Consider the following 20,277-nt stretch of genomic DNA (forward strand, 5'->3'; position numbering starts at 1 on the left):
CGTAGCCAGCCGCTAGGTCCACCGCAATAACCGCCGCTGCGACCAAAGTCTATAGCTTGCTAATTGACGCAGTGCCGACAGAACTCTTACGCTGGCCGGACCCTACTGTAAATTGGTATTACCACTTTACAGATAGAGTAACCAAACAAGAAGAGGACTAGTTAATGCGGTCTCCGTTTATCTGCTCATCACCGGTCCGCCCGGGCCCCCATTCGCTCATTTCGACCCTGGGAGCCTGACATGTCTACCGGACTGCTCGCCCTGTTTGCCTTTACCCCGATCCTGCTGGCCGCCGTTCTGCTGATTGGCCTTCGCTGGCCGGCCAGCCGCGCCATGCCGGTTGTGTTCTTGTTCACCGCAGCCATTGGCTTGTTCATCTGGGACATGAGCTTTACCCGGATCATCGCCTCAACCCTGCAAGGCCTGGTGATCACGCTGGGACTGCTGTGGATCATCTTCGGCGCGATCCTGCTGCTGAACACGCTCAAGCATTCGGGCGGCATTACCGCCATTCGGGCCGGTTTCACCACCATCAGCCCGGACCGTCGAATTCAGGCCATTATCATCGCCTGGTTGTTCGGCTGCTTTATCGAAGGCGCCTCCGGCTTTGGTACCCCCGCAGCAATTGCAGCACCGCTGCTGGTCGCCGTGGGCTTCCCGGCCATGGCAGCGGTCCTGATGGGCATGCTCGTGCAGAGCACGCCTGTGTCCTTTGGCGCGGTCGGTACGCCGATCATCGTTGGTGTGAATAGCGGACTCGACACCGCCTCCCTCGGCGCACAACTCGCCGCGCAAGGTTCCAGCTGGCCGATCTTCCTGCAGCAGATCACCAGCAGCGTCGCCATCACCCACGCCATTGTCGGCACGGTCATGCCACTGATCATGGTCTTGATGCTGACGCGCTTCTTCGGCAAGGAAAAAAGCTGGAAAGCCGGATTCGAAGTGCTGCCTTTCGCACTCTTCGCAGGCCTAGCCTTCACCCTGCCCTATGTCGCCACCGGTGTATTCCTTGGCCCTGAGTTCCCGTCGCTGCTGGGCGGCCTGGTCGGCCTGGCGATCGTCACCACCGCCGCGCGCTTCAAGTTTCTGGTGCCGAAAACCAATTGGGATTTCGCTGCCGCGAAAGACTGGCCAGCGGAATGGATCGGTACTATCGAGATGAAGCTAGACGACCTCGCGGCACGCCCGATGAGCGCTTTCCGCGCCTGGCTACCCTACATCCTGGTCGGCGCAATTCTGGTGATCAGCCGTGTCTTCCCGCAGGTCACCGGCGCGTTGAAATCCGTGTCGATCGCCTTCGCCAACATTCTCGGCGAGACCGGCGTCAGCGCCAGCATCGAGCCGCTGTACCTGCCTGGCGGGATTCTGGTTGCCGTTGTACTGATCACCTTCTTCATCCATGGCATGCGCGCCGCCGAACTCAAGGCTGCAGTGAAGGAATCGAGCAGCGTGCTGCTCAGTGCGGGGTTCGTGCTGCTGTTCACCGTGCCAATGGTGCGCATCCTGATCAACTCGGGTGTCAACGCTGGCGACCTGCCAAGCATGCCCATCGCCATGGCGCGCTATGTGGCTGACAGCGTAGGCGGCATCTACCCGCTGCTGGCCCCTACTGTTGGCGCGCTGGGAGCATTCCTTGCTGGCTCGAACACTGTCAGCAACATGATGTTCAGCCAGTTCCAGTTTGGTGTTGCACAGTCGCTGGGCATTTCCGGCGCGATGGTCGTGGCCATCCAGGCCGTGGGTGCCGCCGCCGGCAACATGGTGGCGATCCACAACGTGGTTGCCGCCTCGGCCACTGTCGGCTTGCTGGGTCGTGAAGGCGTCACCCTGCGCAAGACCGTTTGGCCTACGCTGTACTACGTGCTGGCCACCGGCCTGATCGGGATGATCGCGATCTACCTGCTTGGCGTGACGGACCCGCTAGTCGGCGTCTAACGCAGCCTATGACCATTGCCCCGGGAAACACTCGGGGCAATGGCGTTTGGAATCATGTCCTGACCTCTCCATCGCCCGACCCGGTGATCAGGACAGCTGTAAATCGAACACCGCCTTCGTCGATGACGGGCGCTCCGAGACTTATCTCGTTTCAGTCGGTGAGAACATAAGATGATCATTTCTGCTTCCACGGATTACCGCGCTGCCGCAAAACGCAAACTCCCGCCGTTCCTGTTTCACTACGTCGATGGCGGCGCCTACGCTGAGTACACGCTGCGGCGCAACGTCGAGGATCTGGCAAGCATCGCCCTGCGCCAGCGCGTGCTGCGCAACATGTCGGAACTCAGCCTGGAAACCCAGCTGTTCGGCGAAACCCTGTCGATGCCGGTTGCCCTCGCCCCGGTCGGCCTGACCGGCATGCTCGCTCGCCGTGGTGAAGTGCAAGCCGCTCGTGCGGCTGACAAGAAAGGAATTCCCTTCACCCTGTCCACCGTATCGGTCTGCCCGATCGAGGAAGTCGCACCGGCAATCAAGCGGCCGATGTGGTTTCAGCTCTATGTGCTGAAGGATCGCGGCTTCATGAAGAACGCGCTGGAGCGTGCCAAGGCCGCCGGCGTTACCACACTGGTCTTCACCGTCGATATGCCCACCCCCGGCGCGCGCTACCGCGACGCGCATTCCGGCATGAGTGGCCCCAACGCCAACGTACGTCGCATTCTGCAGGCCATGACACACCCCTTCTGGGCCTGGGACGTCGGACTGCACGGCAAGCCGCACGACCTCGGCAACATCACCACCTACCGCGGACACACTACCGGGCTGGAAGACTACATCGGCTGGCTTGCCGCCAACTTCGATCCATCGATTTCGTGGAAGGATCTGGAGTGGATCCGCGAATTCTGGGATGGCCCGATGGTGATCAAAGGCATTCTGGACGCCGATGACGCCCGCGACGCGGTGACCTTCGGGGCCGACGGTATCATCGTCTCCAACCACGGCGGGCGTCAGCTCGACGGCGTTCTGTCCAGTGCACGTGCGATGCCGGCGATTGCCGACGCGGTCAAAGGTGACCTGAAAATCCTCGCCGACTCGGGCATCCGCAGCGGTCTTGACGTTGTGCGCATGATCGCCCTCGGTGCGGATACCGTTCTGCTCGGCCGCGCCTTCGCCTACGCGCTGGCGGTGGACGGCGAAGCGGGGGTAAGCAACCTGCTCGACCTGATCGAAAAAGAAATGCGTGTTGCGATGGTGCTGACCGGCGCCAAGACCATCAGCGAGATCAGCACGGATTCGCTGGTACGCGAGGTTGATCACTATCAGACCAGCCGCCACGTCGACTGAGCCTGGCTGATCCCATCGAGAAGACCGCCGGCATTCGCCGCGGTCGCTACCTCCCGGAGCCCGAAATGAACGCGCCTGCCGCTCTACCGACTGACTTTCTCGCCGCTGTCGAAAAGCTGATTCCGGCTGAGCGACGCTTCGACGACCCTCTTTCAACGCTGGCCTTTGGCACAGACGCCAGCTTCTACCGGCTGATTCCCAAGCTGGTGGTACGGGTCGAGTCCGAGATGGAGGTGGTGGGACTGCTCAAGCTGGCTCACAGCCAACGGGTGCCCGTTACCTTCCGGGCGGCGGGCACCAGCCTATCCGGCCAGGCGATTTCCGACTCGGTACTGATCGTACTGGGCGACAACTGGAACGGTCGCGAGATACGCAACGGCGGCGAGCAGGTACGCCTTCAGCCCGGCGTAATTGGTGCCAATGCCAACGCCATACTGGCGCCGCTCCAGCGCAAGATCGGCCCTGATCCGGCCTCGATCAACGCCGCAAAAATCGGTGGCATCGTCGCCAACAACTCGAGCGGCATGTGCTGTGGAACAGCGCAGAACAGCTACAAGACCCTCGCCGGCCTGCGCCTGGTGCTTGCAGATGGCAGCGTCGTCGACAGCGAAGACGCTACCAGCGTCGAAGCTTTCCGCCAAAGCCACGCGGCGATGCTCGACCAGCTCGCCGAACTCGGCCGCACCACCCGCGCCAACACCGAACTGGCGGCGAAAATTCGCCACAAGTACCGGCTGAAGAACACCACTGGCTTCTCACTCAATGCGCTAGTCGACTACGACGAGCCACTCGACATCCTCAACCACTTGATGGTCGGCTCCGAAGGCACGCTGGGTTTCATCAGCGCAGTGACCTACGACACCGTGCCCGATCACCCGCACAAAGCCAGCGCGCTGGTTGTCTTTCCCGATGTAGAAACCTGCTGCCTCGCCGTACCCGTGCTCAAGCAACAGCCGGTGTCGGCAGTGGAACTGCTTGATCGCCGCAGCTTGCGCTCGGTGGAGAACAAGGCCGGCATGCCGGAGTGGGTCAAGCAACTGTCGGCCAATGCCTGCGCGCTGCTGATCGAATCCCGCGCAGCCAGCGGGTCGCTGCTGCACGAGCAAATCAACCAGATCATGGTCTCGATCGCTCATTTCCCGGTGGAAAAACAGGTCGATTTCAGCGAAGACCCGGTCGTCTACAACCAGCTCTGGAAGATCCGCAAGGACACCTTTCCAGCGGTCGGCGCGGTGCGCCAGACCGGCACGACGGTGATCATTGAGGACGTCACTTTCCCTATCGAGCGCCTCGCCGAAGGGGTCAATCGTCTGATCCAGCTGTTCGAAAAGCACGCCTACAGTGAGGCGATCCTGTTCGGCCATGCCTTAGAGGGCAACCTGCACTTTGTCTTCACCCAGGGTTTCGACGATCCACTGCAAGTCGCGCGCTACGAAGCCTTCATGCAAGACGTCACCCAGCTGGTCGCCGTTGAGTTCGGCGGCGCCCTGAAAGCCGAACACGGTACCGGCCGCAACATGGCGCCCTTCGTCGAACTGGAATGGGGCAACGATGCGTACCAACTGATGTGGCAGATCAAGCGTCTGCTGGACCCTCAGGGCATCCTCAATCCCGACGTAGTGCTCAGCGAAGACCCACAGATCCACCTCAAACATCTCAAGCCAATGCCGGCTGCCGACGAGATCGTCGACAAGTGTATCGAATGCGGCTTCTGCGAACCGGTCTGCCCGTCCAATGGACTGACCCTGACGCCGCGTCAGCGCATCGTCGTCTGGCGCGACATTCAAGCGAAGAAGCGCGCTGGCATCGACACAAGCGAACTCGAGCAGCTCTACGACTACCACGGCGTCGAGACCTGCGCTGCGACCGGGCTATGCGCACAGCGCTGCCCGGTAGGCATCAACACCGGCGACCTTGTGCGCAAACTTCGCGCCCGCAATGCCGACAATACGCGGGCGGCCACCTGGCTGGCCGAGCATTTCCGCACTGCCGTGCACGGCGCGCGGTTCATGCTGCATGTCGCCAATGGTGCACATCTGCTCATGGGCACGCGCCTGCTCAGCAAGACCTCCGCTGCGGTCACCAATGCCAGCAAAGGTCGCGTGCCCCAGTGGACCCCCGCCACACCGCAGCCGCTGCAGCGGCTCCATTTACCCAAGCCATCACCCCAGGACCAACGCCCACGGGTGGTTTACCTTGCCGCCTGCGTCTCGCGCGCCATGGGTCCCGCAGCACGTGATCAGGAACAGGAACCACTGCTCGACACCACCCGCACGCTTTTGGAGAAAGCTGGCTACCAGGTCATCTTCCCCGATGAGCTGAACAACCTCTGCTGCGGCCAACCGTTCGCCTCCAAAGGCTATGCAGAGCAGGCCGAGCAGAAGCGCCAGGAGACACTGGACGCCCTGCTAAAAGCCAGCCGCGGCGGGCTTGACCCTATCTACTGCGACACCAGCCCCTGCACGCTGCGCCTGGTTCAGGACCTGGCGGACGACCGCCTGCAGGTTTTCGATCCGGTGCGCTTCATCCGCACGCATCTGATCGACAAGTTGGATTTCGAGCCACAGGACGCGCCTATTGCCGTGCACGTCACCTGCAGCACCCAACACCTCGGCGAAGCCCAGGCGCTGATTGATATCGCACGCCGCTGCGCCAAAGAAGTGGTCGTGCCAGAAGGCATCCATTGTTGCGGCTTCGCTGGCGACAAAGGCTTCACCACCCCCGAGCTCAACGCCCATGCCCTGCGCAGCCTGAAAGACGCCGTGCAAGTCTGCGAAGAAGGCATCTCCACAAGCCGAACCTGCGAAATCGGCCTGTCACAACATGGCGGTATCGACTATCACGGACTGGTTTATCTGGTTAACCGAAACAGCCGAGCCAGAGCGGCCGCAGCGCCCTAGTGAGCGGCGCCCGGCGAAGACGACGACATACGTAAATGAAACGCTTCAGCGCAGCCGCAGTCGGAAGTTAGGAGCCTAGTTTCAACAGAGGCTCACCCGCCTCGGCGCCGCCGCGCAATTGCAGAAACAGGCAGGCCCGCCGGGAAGTTAACTCCCTGGAGGACTTTATGAAGAAATTTGCCCTACTTGCCGCCGCAGCTCTGATCGCAAGCCCTGCCGTGTTTGCCGACGATAAAAACCTGTGTCAATTGAACATGCAGGAAATCGAAGACGACATGGCCACCAACCGAGCCACCCTCGGTGAGCCGGCGCGCAGCGAAGTGCAAGAACTGATCAAGCAGGCCCGCGAAGCGCAGCAAGCTGGTGACGTTGAAAACTGCATCGTTCATACCACCCAGGCTTTGCGCAAACTCGAAGGTCCTGGCAGCTCCGGCAGCACAGGCACCAGCGGCACTGGCTCGGGCACCGGTAACTGATACGCCCGCGAGGCAAGGCCGCCAGCAGTTGGCCTTGCCGATTCTCGGTTTACCCTTGATTTTCGACGGGCTGCCCTAATTAAGAAGATCAAGCGTTCGACGCAGCCAAACCTTATGGCGTACACTGCTCAACACATGAGGCAGCAACATGCTTCATGGGGCCGATTAGGATTCGACGCCGGTAACAAAACTCTAGGTGCATGCCGAGTTGGTAACAGAACTCGTAAATCCACTGTTGCAAACTTATAGTTGCCAACGACGACAACTACGAAGGGTACGCGCTAGCCGCCTAACCTTCATCTGGTCGCTTCGGCGCCAGCGGTCACTAGGGGATGCCTGTAAACCCGAAATGACTGTCAGATAGAACAGGATCGCCGCCAAGTTCGCTGCAGACGTAACGGCTAAAACTCATGCAGCTCGCTCCAAGCACCCTGCCAATCGGGCGGCGCGGAGTTAACTCAATAGATTTGGCTACGCATGTAGTACCGACAGTGGAGAGCTGGCGGACGGGGGTTCAAATCCCCCCGGCTCCACCAAATAGCTGTTTAGACCTGTCTCAGACAGTCTACGAAACCCCAAGAAGCCCGCCCCGTGCGGGCTTTCTTGTTTCTGGCTGTATTTGCCTGCCTATCCCCACATCCCCTTCGTGTATCCAGCTGTGTATCCCCAAGGTTAATGACATCCGTTCGCTGCACCTTCGAATGCCGAATGAAAGTGTTGGTTCTCAGCATGAGAGATCAGCCGGCGCGACTTGATCCTTTTCAGCCGTGCGGTGCACCGAAGCGGCGCTTGCTCACGTCACTCGTGCACGCGGGTCGCGCCCACGCCTGGATGCGCGGCTAGTCGGCATATGGGGATCACATCAGCCAGCAAATGCGCCGCCGGCTGCCGCCAAGCATCAAGGCGTGATAGCGACAGGCGGTGCGAGAAGGCAGCCAACCGCGGCAAATTCATCTCTTCGGGAAGCATCCGCGCTCACAGTCTTTCGTCAGCGGGCAGTCCTGCCCGCTGCGAGATGGCGGCTATCGACTAAAGGCCCTTGCCCAGCATGGTGCCGTTGACGATTTCACCGTAGAGGTTCACGCCATCGTTGGCGTGGTACTTGTCTCGGGTCTTTTCGACCGAACCGTCGATCAGCCTCGGATCCTGGGGCCGTTCGTGGCTGTTCATAAATGCGGCCACGTGCCATGCGTCCTCATCCGACAAACTGCCGCCCTTGCCCAAGGGCATGTTCTCCTTGATGAACGCGGCGGCAGTGTTAATCCGGTGCATGCCTGCCCCCCAGTTGAACGAGTCAGCGCCCCAAAGGGGTGGGAACACATAATCGTCACCGGACTTCTGCCCTTCCCCGTTCTGCCCGTGACATACAGCGCACTGGGCCGCATAGACCTGCTCGCCCTTGGCCAGGTCATAGCCGTTTTCGGGTTTTGGCACTTCCGGATAGGCACGACCGGGGAGTTCCTGGCCGGTCGGAGCCCCGGTAGCGAGCCAATAGGAATAGGCCGACAGCGCAGCGATCACCGGTCCGTCCGCTTCTGGGGCCTTGCCGTTCATGCTGAATTGGAAACACCCCTGTAGCCGCTCGGCGTAGCTGTTGACCTTGTTGTTTTTCTTCCGGTACGCCGGATACATGGTGTATGCCGCCCACAGCGGAGCGGAGTTGGCTTTGCGGCCCTGCTCAAGGTGACAGTTCGCGCATGCGAGGCCGTTGCCCACGTATTCCGGAGCCCGGTTTTTGGTATCGACAAAGATGGCGCGGCCTTCCTGGACCAGCTTTCCGTAAGCATTGTCGGGAAGTTCGCTCTCCTGGGGTGGCTGAAAGTAGCGGCTGCTGGCCGTCTCACCCGCCCCGGTGAGAATCTGAGACTGGTCCTCCATCACGATGTCATCGGCATAGGCTGGTGCGGCCAGGGCGATCAACAGCAAGGCGCTGGTTTGAGTGTTCATCTTGCTGCTCCTTGGTCGGTCAAACCGGCGAAGTACGCCGAGACGGCCTTGATCTCGTCGTCGCTCAGGCTACGGGCGATATGCCCCATCAGATCGTTGGGATCGTTCTTGCGCGTGCCTTGACGCCAGGCGGTCAGCTGCGAGGCCAGGTACTGCGCAGACTGTCCCGCCAGCGGCGGAAAGGCGTCGCCGACACCCACTCCGCTGGGGCCGTGGCAGGCGACGCATTCAGGGATGTTGCGCTCCCAGGCCCCACGCAGGGCCAGCGTTTCACCTGGGCCCTCGGCCGCCGCAGTACGGCCGACCCGTTCCACCTGCGGTCCCGGCTTGTCAGCCAGCATCGCCGTGACTGCGTCCGCTTCCTCGGCACTCAGGGCAGCAGCAATAGGCTGCATGACGGGATTGGCGCGCGCTCCAGAAGCGAAATCGGCCAGCTGCTTTCTCATGTAACCAGCCGGGAGCCCGGCAAGCCTGGGAAAGCCAGCTGCCGCCATTCCCTCGCCCTCGACTCCGTGGCAGGAGACGCAAGCCATCGCGGCAGGATTGGAGCCGCCCTTGGTATAGACAACCGTCGAATCGGCGGCATGGGCGGGCAGAAAGGCTGCTAACAGCACTCCCGTCAGCGGCCAGTGAGCGATATTCATAAAGCCTCCAGATCGTTTTTTATAGTTTTGGCAGCAGGCAGTGCTGTTTGACCTTTCTACCGTTTCGGTGACAGCGGCCCCATGATCTCGGACAGGGAATCGGGACGCGGCGCCCCTTGTTGCTGCTGCAAACGTCCGTTGCCGTCCAGGTAGTAAATGGCTGGCGTTGCCGAGGCGCCCATCGCCCCCATCAGCGTCAGGTTCGCCTCAAGCTTCTCAGTCAGCTTAGGCGATACCTCTTCAAGCGGTTCCAGTTTGCTCGCCTTTCCTGCAGCTTCGTGCCTGTTCAAGGCGGCCGCTGGATTCTCAGCCTGCAGCAATGCGGCCGATTTGCCCGCGCTGTCCGGGCGCAGCATGCCGACCATGACATGGCGCAGCTGAACATCGCCGGACTCGACCCAAGGCCGGGCCTGCTTCCAGAACATGTTGCAGTACGGACAATTCGGATCGGAGAACAGGTAGACGATTCGCGGCGCGTCAACAGCGCCGTCCTGAATCCAGGTACTGCTCTCGAGCCGTTGCCACATTTCCTTGCTGAGAGGTTCGTAGACCAGTTTTTCAAGGGGAGCCCGCGTCAGATCTTCGCCGGTGGCATCGAGCAGGCTGCCGATCAGCACGTGGTCACCGTCGGGCGTCAGATAAAGCGCGATGCCCGGTCCGTTATAGCGTGCTGCGTAGCCCTTCAATCCGCCCGGCGCGTCGAAGCTACCGACCACTTCGGCGCCGCGAGCCTCAACGGCCTGGACCGCAGGAGGCAGATCCTGTGCCAGCGCCACGGATGCGTGCAGCAAGGCCAGCGTTGAATAGAACAAAGAAAGCGGTCGCAGATTTTTCATGGCTGAGTGGTTACCTCCAGTTGTTCAAGGGCGCGCGCCAAACTGGCGCGAGAAAGCTCACCGAGATGGCTGCCAACCTGGCGCCCGTCGGCGTCGTAGAAAAGCGTTGTCGGGAGCGCCGAAGAGCCTATGTGCTGGCCGAGGCGGCCGCCGGTGTCGAGCAGCACGTTGTCCAAACCGAGCGCTTCAGCGCTGAGGAAGTCCGCGATGACCCGCTCGCCTTCGCCCTGGTTGACGAAGAGAAAGGTCACCTCGGACTCGTTGCGTTGTGCTTCTGCCAGGACTGGCATCTCCCGTCGGCAGGGCGGACACCATGTGGCCCACAGATTGACGACGAGCGGTTTGCCGACGAAATCCTGCAGGGCAACCGGTTTACCTTGACTGTCGCGCAGCCCCATCTCGGGAAGGCGCGTGCCCTGCTCGAAGGCATGCAATGCGAAGGTCCCGAACCCCCAACTCAGCACACCGACAGCGACCGCAGCGCCCAGCGGTTTGCGCAATCCGAGCTCACGCCTGGCCAGCCATACGCCAAGCAGCACGGCCACCAGCACGCCCGGCCAGGCAATGAACCCGCCGTCACGAATGTCGATCACGCGCCAGGGCTCATCTCGGAAATGCTCGACGTAGACCACCACGAACGCCAACCTGGCGACGAGCAGCGCCACCAGTAGCAGCCTGAACAACTGCTGCTCGGGGTTGCGCTCGCTGCGCCGCCCAACCCACCAACCGGTCAGCATCGCCAAGAACAGGCTCGCCAGCAGCAACACATGGGGAACGGCCAGTGCGAACGGCCCCACGTTCATCGTCATCATCAGCCTTTCTCCATCGTTTCGTTCCACGTACCCAGGAATTGGCCGGCGTCGACCTCACCGGTTATCCGTTGCGAGCGGCGCTCCGCCCCGTCCGGGCCAATCAGCAAAAGCGTCGGCGGCCCCATGACCTGATAGCGACCGAGCAGCTCGCGGCTGGCGGAATTGGTCTGCGTCACATCCGGTCGCAGCATGCGTACGCCCTTGAGCGCGGCTTGCACCTGGCCGTTGCCAAACACTTCCTTCTCCATGACCTTGCACGACACACACCAGTCCGCGTAGTAGTCGATCAGTACCCATTGCCCGGCAGCTTTGGCGGCAGCAAGCTCACGATCAAGAACAGCCGGATCGGTGAAACCGACGAAACCCTGCGGACCCTCGATCTCAGTTGTCGAAGCGACGCTGCTGGTGAACACGGCAAGCGGCCGGTTCGGATCCTCCGCGCCACCCGCCGCACCCAGCACAAGCGCCACGCCCCATACGCCGGATAACGCTGCAACGGAGCTGAGCAACGCCCGATGCTGCTTGAGCTGCCGCGACAGCTGCAGGAGTCCGTTGGCAACCAGCAGCCAGAATGCACCCCACACACCCACCCACCACGAATCCGTCAGCAACGGGCGGAGCACGTAGAGGGCCGCGACCAGGAATATGAAACCAAACGTGGCTTTGACGCGATCCATCCAGGGCCCCGGTTTCGGCAGGAAGCGATTGCCGACCGTCACCAGCAATACCAACGGCGTTCCGATGCCCAGGCCAAGGGCAAACAGCACCAGCCCTCCGTTGACGGCACTGCCGCTCTGGGCGATATACAGCAGTGCCGCAGCCAGCGGAGCGGTCATGCAGGGCCCGACCAGCAAGCCGGACAACACCCCAAGCGCGCTGGCCCCGGCCAGGCTACCGCCCTGTCGCTTGCGTCCGGCCTGTTCCAGCCGATCACGCAGACCAGCCGGCAACTGCAGCTCGAAGAAACCGAACATTGGTAAGGAAAGCAGAACGAACAGGCCGGCAAAACTGGCGATCAGCCAGGGCTGCATCAGCCATCCCTGCAGATTCGCACCGAGAAGCGCAGCCACGACGCCCAGCGCGGCGTAGACCAGCGCCATGCTGACCACATAGGAAGCGGCAAGCAGCATGCCGCGGCGAGGGCTGGCCCGGCTGCCGACCACAATACCGGCAAGGATTGGCAGCATCGGCAGGGAGCACGGCGCAAAGGCGAGCAACAAGCCAAGCCCAAAGAAGATCATCAGACTCCAGCCAAGCGGCTGTTGCGCCAGCCTGCTTGCCAGTGCCTGGTCATCGGCCTGAACAGGCTCAGAGGGTCCCGCTGCAGACCCGCTCAGATCGACCGTGCGAGTCTGCGGCGGATAGCACAAGCCGGCATCGGCGCAGCCTTGCCATCCCAGTTCTAGCGTAGCGAGGCCTGGTTCGGCGAGGGTGACTTCCAGGCTGTTGCGATAGACCTGTGAATCGCCAAAATACTCGTCGTGATAGGGCTCTCCCGGTGGCAACTGCGGTTCGTTACCTGCTGCCAAACCACCAAACCGCAGCCGCTCCTGATACAGGTAATAACCTGGCGCGATGTCCCAGCGCAGCACAACACCGCCGCTGGCTGGGCGTTCGACCCGCAGGCTGAACGCTTGGTCTACCGGTAAGAAGGTCTCCTGCTTCTGACCAAGCGCGAACGGCGCAGCACTCGCCAGCTGCACAAGCCAGAGGCAGCAGGCCAGAGAGAAAAGGACCGCTCGCATGAACTACACACCCCATCAGCAAATTCAATGCGAGCATGGCGACTGGGGATTAAGTGGCCGTTAACGAATTGGCTTGGAGCTGACCACTGACCGACAGAGAAAGACCGACATGCGAGGCTGCGCGAGCAACTCAGCGTACCCTCTGATAACGCTCCGTTAATCGAAAAGCGTGATACTGGCCGGTGCATTCAAGACGAGTTTCCCATGCAGGTACTGCTGACAGAAGACAATGCACTCATCGCGAGTGGCATCGTTGCCGGGCTCCAAGCCCAGGGCTTCGGCGTTGCCCATGCCGCGACTGCCGCTCAGGCCGACGCGCTGCTGCGCACTGCCCGCTTCGATCTGATGATTCTCGATCTGGGGCTGCCAGATGAAGATGGCCTGCACTTTCTCCAGCGACTGCGGCGTCGCGGGCTCGAATTGCCCGTGCTCGTTCTGACAGCCCGGGATGCGGTGGCCGAACGTGTCTCGGGGCTCCAGGCAGGCGCCGACGACTACCTGGTCAAACCCTTTGATCTGCGCGAACTGGCGGCGCGGCTGCATGCTCTGCTGCGCCGCGTCGCCGGACGAACGACGCACCTGATCGAACACGGTCCGCTGAGCTATGACCCGGCCGCCTGCTCCGCCTCCATGGCGGGCGAACCAGTTGACCTGTCCCGGCGTGAACAGGCGCTGCTGCAAGCGCTCTTGCAGAACCCCGGCCGGGTGCTTTCGGCCGAGCAGCTCAAAGACGCGGTATACGGGCTGGATGACGAGGTCGAGAGCAATGCGCTCAACGTCCACATCCATCATCTGCGTCGCAAGCTGGGCAACGGCATTGTCGAAACCGTCAGGGGACTCGGCTATCGACTGGGACCCGCCGGGCCCGTGACCGAGCCGGCCCGAGCCACCGACACATGAGTCTGCGCCTGCGTCTGACCCTCGCCCTCGGCGCCGCTTTTGTGCTGCTCTGGTCGGCGGCAGCGACCTGGATGCTGTTCGATGTACGCAACCAGCTGATGCTGTCGCTCGATCAGCGACTGGCCGCATCGGCTCGGATGGTCACCGGGCTGCTGGTGCAACTGCCGCAGCCGCAGCTGGGTGAAGGCGGTATAACTCGCTTGAGCGCAGAGCAGCTCGGTATTGAAAACGGGCTGGCCTGCCAGGTCAGCTCGCTGCGCGGTGAGGTGCTCGCGCGCAGCCATTCGGCGCCAGACAGCGTGCTCGACGCCCAGCACACCGGCTTTCACAACCAGCTGATCGGCGACACGGCCTGGCGAACCTTCACCATGATCCGCGACGGGATGCGCATCACCACGGCTGATCGACTCGATGAACGCGCGACGCTCAAGCGCTCGGTGCTGCTGGCTGCAGCACTGCCGGTACTGGTCGCCCTGCTCGGCAGTCTGGTCGTACTCTGGATTGGCCTTGGCAAAGGCCTGTCGCCACTCAGGCGAATCCGCACCGCTCTGGCGCAGCGCAGTGCCGACTCGGTCGATCCCCTGATCATCGAACGGCTGCCGCCGGAATTGGCGCCTTTGGTCGAAACACAGAATCAGCTGTTTGCACGGATCGCGCAGGCGCTCGAACGTGAACGCCGGCTCACCGATGACGCCGCCCACGAGCTGCGCAGCCCGCTGACGGCCATCAAGACCCATCTGCAGGTCGCAGCCATGACCGAGGGCGATACCGCCAGGCGGGCGTTGGCCCAGGCCGAGCTCGGCACCGATCGCTTGCACCGAACACTGGAGCAGCTGCTGATGCTGGCCCGTGTGGAGGGACGGGTGTCCTTCGATGACGGCCAACGGTGCACGGCCATCGAGGTGGCGCAACTGGCCATCGCTGACGCCAGCCAGCAGCCTGGTCCCCGCATCGAGTTGAACGCGGCAGCAGACGTGTCCCTGCGTGCCCTGGCCATGCCGCCCGCTCTGGCCATCGCCGCACTGCGCAATCTGCTGGACAACGCACGTCGGCATACGCGCCCAGGGTCCCACGTTCAGCTGTCACTGCAGCAGCATGCTGAAGACAAGGTTCGCTTCACGGTGGTCGATCACGGACCGGTCATCGCTGCACAACAGGTCGAACGTTTTACCGAACGATTCTGGCGAAGCAGCGAGGGGGACGGCAGCGGGCTCGGACTCTCCATCGTCAAGGCCATCGCCGAGCGCTGCGGTTGTGAACTCAGGTTCATCGCCCACGGCGATGGACTGCAGGTCGAGCTGATCGCTGGTTTGCAGGAGGACGTTATTGAGAAGACTTCGCGGCTGAGTGATCCGCCATATCAACCGACTGACCGGTGACGCTTACGCTACGTATGCCGCATGCGAGACGCGCCATCGTGCGCCCTGCTCAAGGCTCGCTGACGTTCTCCTCGACGTGAGGCGCCTGGCAGTACAGCTTGTACAACACCTGCATGACCTCCATCGCTTGGGGACTGGCGATGCCGTAGTAGACCTGCTTGCCTTCGCGACGGGTGCTGACCATGCCGTTATGCCGCAGCACGGTCAGCTGCTGAGAAAGGGTCGGCTGAGTGATGCCCGTCTGGGTCGCCAGATCGCCCACGCAGTACTCGCCCTGAGTCAGTTGGCACAACAGCAGCAACCGGTCGGGGTTACCCAAAACCTTGAGCAAACCGCAGGCCTGCGCTGCACTGCTACGGAGCGTTTCCATATCGATTTCTGACGCAGCGTCCATTTTCCACCGTTAATCAGGACAGGTTGACGGAACATTTTACCGATATATATCTCAATAAAGTGTCCCTGCTCGTCGGAGCGGTTTTCATCGGAACTTAAGGGCGTTGTACTGCCTCGCACCTGTTCCAGTAGTCATTTTCTCACCACGCCAGCCCCACTGGTGGGCGTGCATCAGGAGACTGCCATGACCACAATCCATCAGGACCTTGCCACAAGTGACCAGACGGATCGAGTTCGCCGCTCGACATCCGCCTCGATCAATCACGCTATTGATCAGCAAACCGAGGAAAACATCCGCCACTTCAGCAATCTGGATCGACACTCGATCATCCAACGCATCGAAGCACTCGATCGCGAGTGGGATGTCGAGCGCGCGCTGGAGGTCAACGCTTCTTCGCTTGCGCTGTCCGGCCTGCTGCTCGGGCTGACGGTGAACCGTAAATGGTTCCTGCTCCCCGGTATTGTGCTGCCGTTTCTGCTGCAACACGGCCTGCAAGGCTGGTGCCCGCCACTGCCGGTCATGCGTCGACTGGGGATTCGCACGCGCGGCGAGATCGATCGTGAGAAGTTTGCACTGCTGGAAACGCTGAACCAAGCGCCGCAGCCATCCCACAACTGAACGGAGAAGACGATGATCTTTCGCCAGCTATTCGAGCCCGTTTCCTCCACCTACACCTATTTGCTGGGCTGCAAGGATACCGGACAAGCAGTGCTGATCGACCCGGTCATTTCGACGATGGATCGCGATCTGGCCGAGTTGGCCGGTCTGGGCTTGAAGCTGGCGTTCACGCTCGACACGCACGTACATGCCGATCACATCACCGCCGCGCTGGAGCTGAAACGGAAGACAGGCTGCCGTATCGCCAGCCCGGCCATCGACAAGCTGACCTGTACTGACGTAGGCATCGAGGAAGGCACTCCGTTTGAGGTCGGCAGCCTGCAGCTGACGCCGTTGCATACGCCGGGCCATACGGACGGGCATTTCGCGTACCTGCTCGACGATCGACTGTTCAGTGGCGATGCACTGTTGATAGACGGCTGCGGCAGGACCGATTTCCAGAACGGCAGTGCAGATGATCTGTTCCACAGTGTCAGAGGCAAGCTGTTCGCTTTGCCGGACGACACCCTGGTTTATCCCGCCCACGATTACCATGACCGCCGCGTATCGACCATCGCCCAGGAAAAGCGACGCAACCCGCGACTGGGCGAAGCCGTATCGCTGGAGCAATTCAGAACGATCATGGCGGAGCTGGATCTGCCGTATCCGAAGTTCATCGATCACGCGGTTCCTGGCAATCGCCAATGTGGTGTGTGCCCGTCCGACTTATCAGAAAGCTACCGGCAGTACTGCGAGCAGGCGGAACACAGCCCTCAGGGGTAAAAATACAAATAACGCGAGCAGACTGAGTCATCCACGTAGCTGACTCAGTTGCCGCTTGAGCAACTCGACCTGCCCCGTTTCCGCTCGCAGGCCTGCGCTAAGCTCGGCCTTTTCGTGCTCCAGACGCTGGATGATCTCACCGAGCCCCTTTAGCAAGTCGCGCAGCACGGCGAGTTCCACCTTGTGTTGCCTGAGCTGCAACCACTGCAGCCACAGAATGATGGCCAACACCAGCGCAGCGCAAAGCGAACCTCCCGTCACCATCCAGAACGTTCCCATTGTTCCCATAGATCAAATCCTTCTGTTGCCACCGGCATATCCGGCGATAGCTAAACAATATGTCGCCACAACTTACAGGTCGATAATGTTTACTCGTACAGGTAAACAAAGGCAGCGGGTTTTGGGCGAACTCAATGAGGGTCCCAAGGATGTCCCCAGCGGTGGCAAACCTAGTGCTGCGTGCCAGAAGGCTAAGTGAGAGGAGACCTCAGCAGTGACCTGTGAGCGAACCCCTATGTCGCAAATAACGACACATCGATGCGCGATTCGCGGTCTGGCTGAACAGAACATGGGCCGGATCTGCCCGATTCAAACAGTTCCAAATCGAGGCTAACCGTTCAGCGGGAATCTCTTTTCAGGCGATGAGCGGAAGCTTGCAAAGGCTCTTCAGCTGTCAGAATGACATCACGGCTGCAGAGGAGCAGCCGCCTCTTGAATCGAGCACGAGCCTGCTAATCATGTCTGCCGAAAAACTCTACACCATTGTCCTGGAGCACAGCCTGGAGGTACTCCTTGAGGCCGCCACAATGGAGCAGGTCGAAGCATTCTGGGATGCGTATGACAACCGCTACTTCGGCCTGCGCATGGAGGAGGAAACCAGCCACCACGCGCGAGTGATCGTCACCGATGAGATCCCCGAGGACGAGGAAGAAGCCGAGCTTTGCATCGGCTGATCCGAGGCTCGGTCACTCAGTGTCTATGTGTCGAGCGGCCATGGCTTGCTTGCTGTCCAGCTGAAAGAACAACGATGCGGCCAGCATCGACATCGCCCCGATGCATAGAAAGGTCAGGTGAAACGCCTCCAGCAACGCCGTCCCATCCGCACCCGGCACGGTAAAGCCGCCCAGCAGGGCACCGGCCGAGGCGACACCCAGGCTCATCGACAACTGCACCACCACCGATAGCAGGCTGTTGCCGCTGCTGGCGTTCTGGTTGCTGAGCCCCACCAGCGTCACGGTATTCATCGCCGTGAACTGCATGGAATTGACCATGCCGATCAGGCTCAGGTGCAGCAGCAACAACACAGTCGAAGTCTGCCCGTCGATGGTCGCCAGACTGGCGATCAGGCTGCCCAGCAGCAGCGTGTTGCCGATCAGGATACGCCGATAGCCGAGGCGGTCGATCAGCGGCTTGGCCAAGGGTTTGATGAACATCGCACCCAGCGCCAACGGAATCATGGTCATGCCCGCTTGCGACGGGGAATAGCCCAGCGCGACCTGCAGCAGCAATGGCAGCAGGAACGGCAATGCCCCGCTGCCCAATCGCGCGAACAGGTTGCCAAAGATACCAACGGCAAAACTGCGGGTGTGGAACAGCGTCGGACTGAACAGCGGTTTGTCGATGTGACCGGCGCGCAACCAGTACGCCGCGAGGCAAGCACCGCCAATAGACACCAGCAGCATCACGCGAGCGTGGGGCATTTGCATCTCGCCGAGGCCTTCAAGCGCTATGGTGATCAGCACCATGGCGCCACCGAATAGCAGAAAGCCGACGGTATCGAAGCGCATGCGCTCGGCACTCTTCAGGTCGGGCATGAAACGAAAGGCAGCGATGCAGCCGATCAGCCCGACCGGCAGATTGATCAAGAAGATCCAGTGCCAGGACGCATATTGGACCAGCCAACCGCCGAGCGTCGGACCCACCAGAGGCCCGACCATGCCCGGTAGCGCGATGAAGGTCATCACCCGGACAAACTCACTGCGCGGGTAGGCCCGCAGGATCACCAGCCGTCCGACCGGCAGCATCAGCGCGCCCCCAACCGCCTGCACCACACGCGACATCACCAGTTGGTTGAAGCTGGTGCTCATCGCACACAGCAGCGAACCCAGCGTGAACAGCACGATAGCGGAAAAGAAAACTGGCCGAGTCCCAAAGCGATCCGCTACCCAGCCCGACGCCGGAATCAACAACGCCACGGTGAGCATGTAAGCGATGACCACACCCTGCATCCGCAGTGGATCTTCGGCAAGGTCGCGGGCCATCGCCGGCAATGCGGTATTGAGAATGGTGCCATCCAGGGTCTGCATGAAGAATGCGATAGCGACCAGCCAGGGCAGTACACGGGCGGTTCTGGCATCCAGTACAGCTTGAGTCATGAAATTCCCCGACTCCGAAAGCGCATATGGTAGGCCGCTATCGATCTGCCTCACAGCTTTAAATCGTCTGCAGCGTTATCCACCCGTCGCAGCTGCAGCGAACAGATTGCCGTCGACTGAGCGCTCGAACCGGGTGTGACAACTCAACGCACAAAGGGCTGAAAAGCCCCTAGGGACGCCGCCTGGCGCTCGATCAGACGCAACGGCAAGCAGCAATCGAGGGTATACGTTACAAAGTATTTCATTCAAAATTGACGCGAATCATTATCGTTAAGCATCACAAGTGCGAACCTCTTCCGCGTCATTCATCTCTTCTCCTCGGAGGCTTCATGCGCATTCCCGCTACCCTCGCCATCGCTTCGTTGCTGCTCGCTCCCCTCGCTCAGGCCAAGGAATACCCCATCGGTGAACCGCAGCAGTGCGGTGGCATGGAAGTCGGTGCCGTTTATCTGCAACCGGTCGAGATGGAACCTGCCGGCATGATGCTCGATGCCGCCAAATCCGACGTGCACCTGGAGGCCGACATCGCCGCCACCGAGGGCAACCGCAACGGCTGGCAGGAAGGCAGTTTCGTCTCCTACCTGAAAATCCGCTATGCGCTGAGCAAGAAGGGTTCGGACGAGAAAATCGAAGGCGACTTCCACCCGATGGTCGCCAATGACGGCCCGCACTATGGCGACAACGTCAAGCTGATGGGGCCAGGCAACTACCAGCTGACCTTCATCGTCTCGCCGCCGGATGGCAAGCACACCATGTTCGGCCGTCACGTCGACAAGGAAACCGGCGTTGCGCCCTGGTTCGAGCAGTGCACGCTGAACTACGAGTTCACCTATGCCGGCATCGGCAAGAAAGGTGGTTACTGAGCCGGAGGTGAGCATGCAACGCGCCCTGCTTCCTGCCCTCGCCCTGCTCGCTGCCGGCTTTGCCGGCGGCGCCCAGGCCGGGCTGCCGACGTATGAGCTGACCATTCGCGACGGCCATTTCGAACCGGCGACCATTGAAGTCCCGGCGCGCCAGCGCTTCAAGATCGTCGTCATCAATGCCGGCAATGGCCCGACCGAGTTCGAGAGCACGCCCCTGCGGGTGGAAAAGGTGCTCTCGCCCGGCGTCACCTCGTTTGTCGTCATCCATCCCCTCAAACCCGGCCGCTATCCCTTCTTCGACGAGTTCCACATGGACCTCCCGGAAGGCGAAATCATCGCCAAGTAGTCTC

Annotated in this window: 19 protein-coding genes and 1 other RNA gene; 12 read left to right on the forward strand and 8 right to left on the reverse strand. The window is 61.3% G+C overall.

Translation table 11 applies throughout. The features are described from left to right. Nucleotides 1–240: 240 nt before the first annotated feature. The 5 genes from ALTERO38_RS15615 (at nt 241) to ssrA (ending at nt 7,188) form a co-directional block, all read left to right on the forward strand. Nucleotides 241–1,935 (forward strand): L-lactate permease, encoded by a 1,695-nt coding sequence (locus tag ALTERO38_RS15615; RefSeq protein WP_102835576.1) that lies wholly within the window; start codon nt 241–243, stop codon nt 1,933–1,935. Nucleotides 1,936–2,106: 171 nt separating this feature from the next. Next, nucleotides 2,107–3,276, forward strand: coding sequence for an FMN-dependent L-lactate dehydrogenase LldD (gene lldD / locus ALTERO38_RS15620; protein ID WP_102835575.1), 1,170 nt, complete (start codon nt 2,107–2,109; stop codon nt 3,274–3,276). Nucleotides 3,277–3,341: 65 nt separating this feature from the next. Next, nucleotides 3,342–6,176, forward strand: a complete 2,835-nt coding sequence (locus ALTERO38_RS15625; RefSeq protein ID WP_159968936.1) for an FAD-binding and (Fe-S)-binding domain-containing protein — start codon at nt 3,342–3,344, stop codon at nt 6,174–6,176. A gap of 167 nt (nt 6,177–6,343) precedes the next feature. Next, entirely contained in the window at nt 6,344–6,652 is a 309-nt protein-coding gene (locus ALTERO38_RS15630) for a hypothetical protein (protein WP_064481622.1), read from the forward strand. Nucleotides 6,653–6,809: 157 nt separating this feature from the next. Continuing rightward, nucleotides 6,810–7,188, forward strand: a transfer-messenger RNA (tmRNA) gene (gene ssrA / locus ALTERO38_RS15635). 493 nt (nt 7,189–7,681) lie between these two features. Here the strand turns inward: ssrA and ALTERO38_RS15640 are convergent. The 5 genes from ALTERO38_RS15640 to dsbD are packed head-to-tail and all read right to left on the reverse strand — an operon-like array spanning nt 7,682 to nt 12,636. Continuing rightward, the gene (locus ALTERO38_RS15640) at nt 7,682–8,599 is read right to left on the reverse strand and encodes a c-type cytochrome (RefSeq protein ID WP_159968937.1); all 918 of its coding nucleotides are present in this window, start codon (nt 8,597–8,599) and stop codon (nt 7,682–7,684) included. Beyond that, the gene (locus ALTERO38_RS15645) at nt 8,596–9,243 is read right to left on the reverse strand and encodes a c-type cytochrome (RefSeq protein ID WP_159968938.1); all 648 of its coding nucleotides are present in this window, start codon (nt 9,241–9,243) and stop codon (nt 8,596–8,598) included. The genes ALTERO38_RS15640 and ALTERO38_RS15645 overlap by 4 nt, the downstream gene beginning before the upstream one ends. A 56-nt stretch (nt 9,244–9,299) precedes the next feature. Beyond that, nucleotides 9,300–10,079 (reverse strand): thiol:disulfide interchange protein DsbG, encoded by a 780-nt coding sequence (gene dsbG, locus ALTERO38_RS15650; protein WP_159968939.1) that lies wholly within the window; start codon nt 10,077–10,079, stop codon nt 9,300–9,302. Next, on the reverse strand, nt 10,076–10,891 hold the full coding sequence (locus tag ALTERO38_RS15655; RefSeq protein ID WP_159968940.1) for a TlpA disulfide reductase family protein: 816 nt from the start codon (nt 10,889–10,891) through the stop codon (nt 10,076–10,078). The genes dsbG and ALTERO38_RS15655 overlap by 4 nt, the downstream gene beginning before the upstream one ends. Beyond that, a complete protein-coding gene (gene dsbD, locus ALTERO38_RS15660; protein WP_178114598.1) occupies nt 10,891–12,636 on the reverse strand; it encodes a protein-disulfide reductase DsbD in 1,746 nt (581 codons plus the stop codon). Before dsbD ends, ALTERO38_RS15655 begins: the two co-directional genes overlap by 1 nt. Before the next feature lie 204 nt (nt 12,637–12,840). Here dsbD and ALTERO38_RS15665 point away from each other — a divergent pair, with 204 nt between their 5' ends. Together ALTERO38_RS15665 and ALTERO38_RS15670 are read left to right on the forward strand one after the other, a co-directional pair. Beyond that, entirely contained in the window at nt 12,841–13,536 is a 696-nt protein-coding gene (locus ALTERO38_RS15665) for a response regulator transcription factor (RefSeq protein ID WP_159968941.1), read from the forward strand. Beyond that, nucleotides 13,533–14,915, forward strand: coding sequence for an ATP-binding protein (locus ALTERO38_RS15670; RefSeq protein WP_159968942.1), 1,383 nt, complete (start codon nt 13,533–13,535; stop codon nt 14,913–14,915). Before ALTERO38_RS15665 ends, ALTERO38_RS15670 begins: the two co-directional genes overlap by 4 nt. A gap of 49 nt (nt 14,916–14,964) precedes the next feature. On the opposite strand, the gene ALTERO38_RS15675 is transcribed toward ALTERO38_RS15670, so the two are convergent. Further along, the gene (locus ALTERO38_RS15675) at nt 14,965–15,285 is read right to left on the reverse strand and encodes an ArsR/SmtB family transcription factor (RefSeq protein WP_372239384.1); all 321 of its coding nucleotides are present in this window, start codon (nt 15,283–15,285) and stop codon (nt 14,965–14,967) included. Nucleotides 15,286–15,492: 207 nt separating this feature from the next. Here ALTERO38_RS15675 and ALTERO38_RS15680 point away from each other — a divergent pair, with 207 nt between their 5' ends. Both ALTERO38_RS15680 and ALTERO38_RS15685 read left to right on the forward strand, forming a co-directional pair. After that, the gene (locus ALTERO38_RS15680; RefSeq protein WP_064481552.1) at nt 15,493–15,927 is read left to right on the forward strand and encodes a hypothetical protein; all 435 of its coding nucleotides are present in this window, start codon (nt 15,493–15,495) and stop codon (nt 15,925–15,927) included. Nucleotides 15,928–15,939: 12 nt separating this feature from the next. Continuing rightward, nucleotides 15,940–16,689 (forward strand): MBL fold metallo-hydrolase, encoded by a 750-nt coding sequence (locus ALTERO38_RS15685; protein WP_159968943.1) that lies wholly within the window; start codon nt 15,940–15,942, stop codon nt 16,687–16,689. 27 nt (nt 16,690–16,716) lie between these two features. Here ALTERO38_RS15685 and ALTERO38_RS15690 read toward each other — a convergent pair whose 3' ends face one another. Then, complete coding sequence (locus ALTERO38_RS15690) at nt 16,717–16,977, reverse strand: hypothetical protein (RefSeq protein WP_306109790.1); 261 nt, start codon at nt 16,975–16,977, stop codon at nt 16,717–16,719. Nucleotides 16,978–17,426: 449 nt separating this feature from the next. Between ALTERO38_RS15690 and ALTERO38_RS15695 the strand changes: the two genes are divergently transcribed. Next, a complete protein-coding gene (locus ALTERO38_RS15695) occupies nt 17,427–17,642 on the forward strand; it encodes a hypothetical protein (protein ID WP_029404662.1) in 216 nt (71 codons plus the stop codon). A gap of 12 nt (nt 17,643–17,654) precedes the next feature. On the opposite strand, the gene mdtD is transcribed toward ALTERO38_RS15695, so the two are convergent. Next, nucleotides 17,655–19,064 (reverse strand): multidrug transporter subunit MdtD, encoded by a 1,410-nt coding sequence (gene mdtD, locus ALTERO38_RS15700; RefSeq protein ID WP_159968944.1) that lies wholly within the window; start codon nt 19,062–19,064, stop codon nt 17,655–17,657. A gap of 329 nt (nt 19,065–19,393) precedes the next feature. Between mdtD and ALTERO38_RS15705 the strand changes: the two genes are divergently transcribed. Beyond that, on the forward strand, nt 19,394–19,927 hold the full coding sequence (locus ALTERO38_RS15705) for an iron transporter (RefSeq protein ID WP_159968945.1): 534 nt from the start codon (nt 19,394–19,396) through the stop codon (nt 19,925–19,927). Between the two features lie 13 nt (nt 19,928–19,940). Then, nucleotides 19,941–20,273, forward strand: coding sequence for a cupredoxin domain-containing protein (locus ALTERO38_RS15710; RefSeq protein ID WP_102835564.1), 333 nt, complete (start codon nt 19,941–19,943; stop codon nt 20,271–20,273). The last annotated feature ends 4 nt before the right edge of the window (nt 20,274–20,277 follow it).

Origin of the sequence: Pseudomonas sp. 9Ag, assembly GCF_902506445.1 — a bacterium.
In the GTDB taxonomy this organism is placed as follows: Bacteria; Pseudomonadota; Gammaproteobacteria; order Pseudomonadales; family Pseudomonadaceae; genus Stutzerimonas; species Stutzerimonas stutzeri_AB.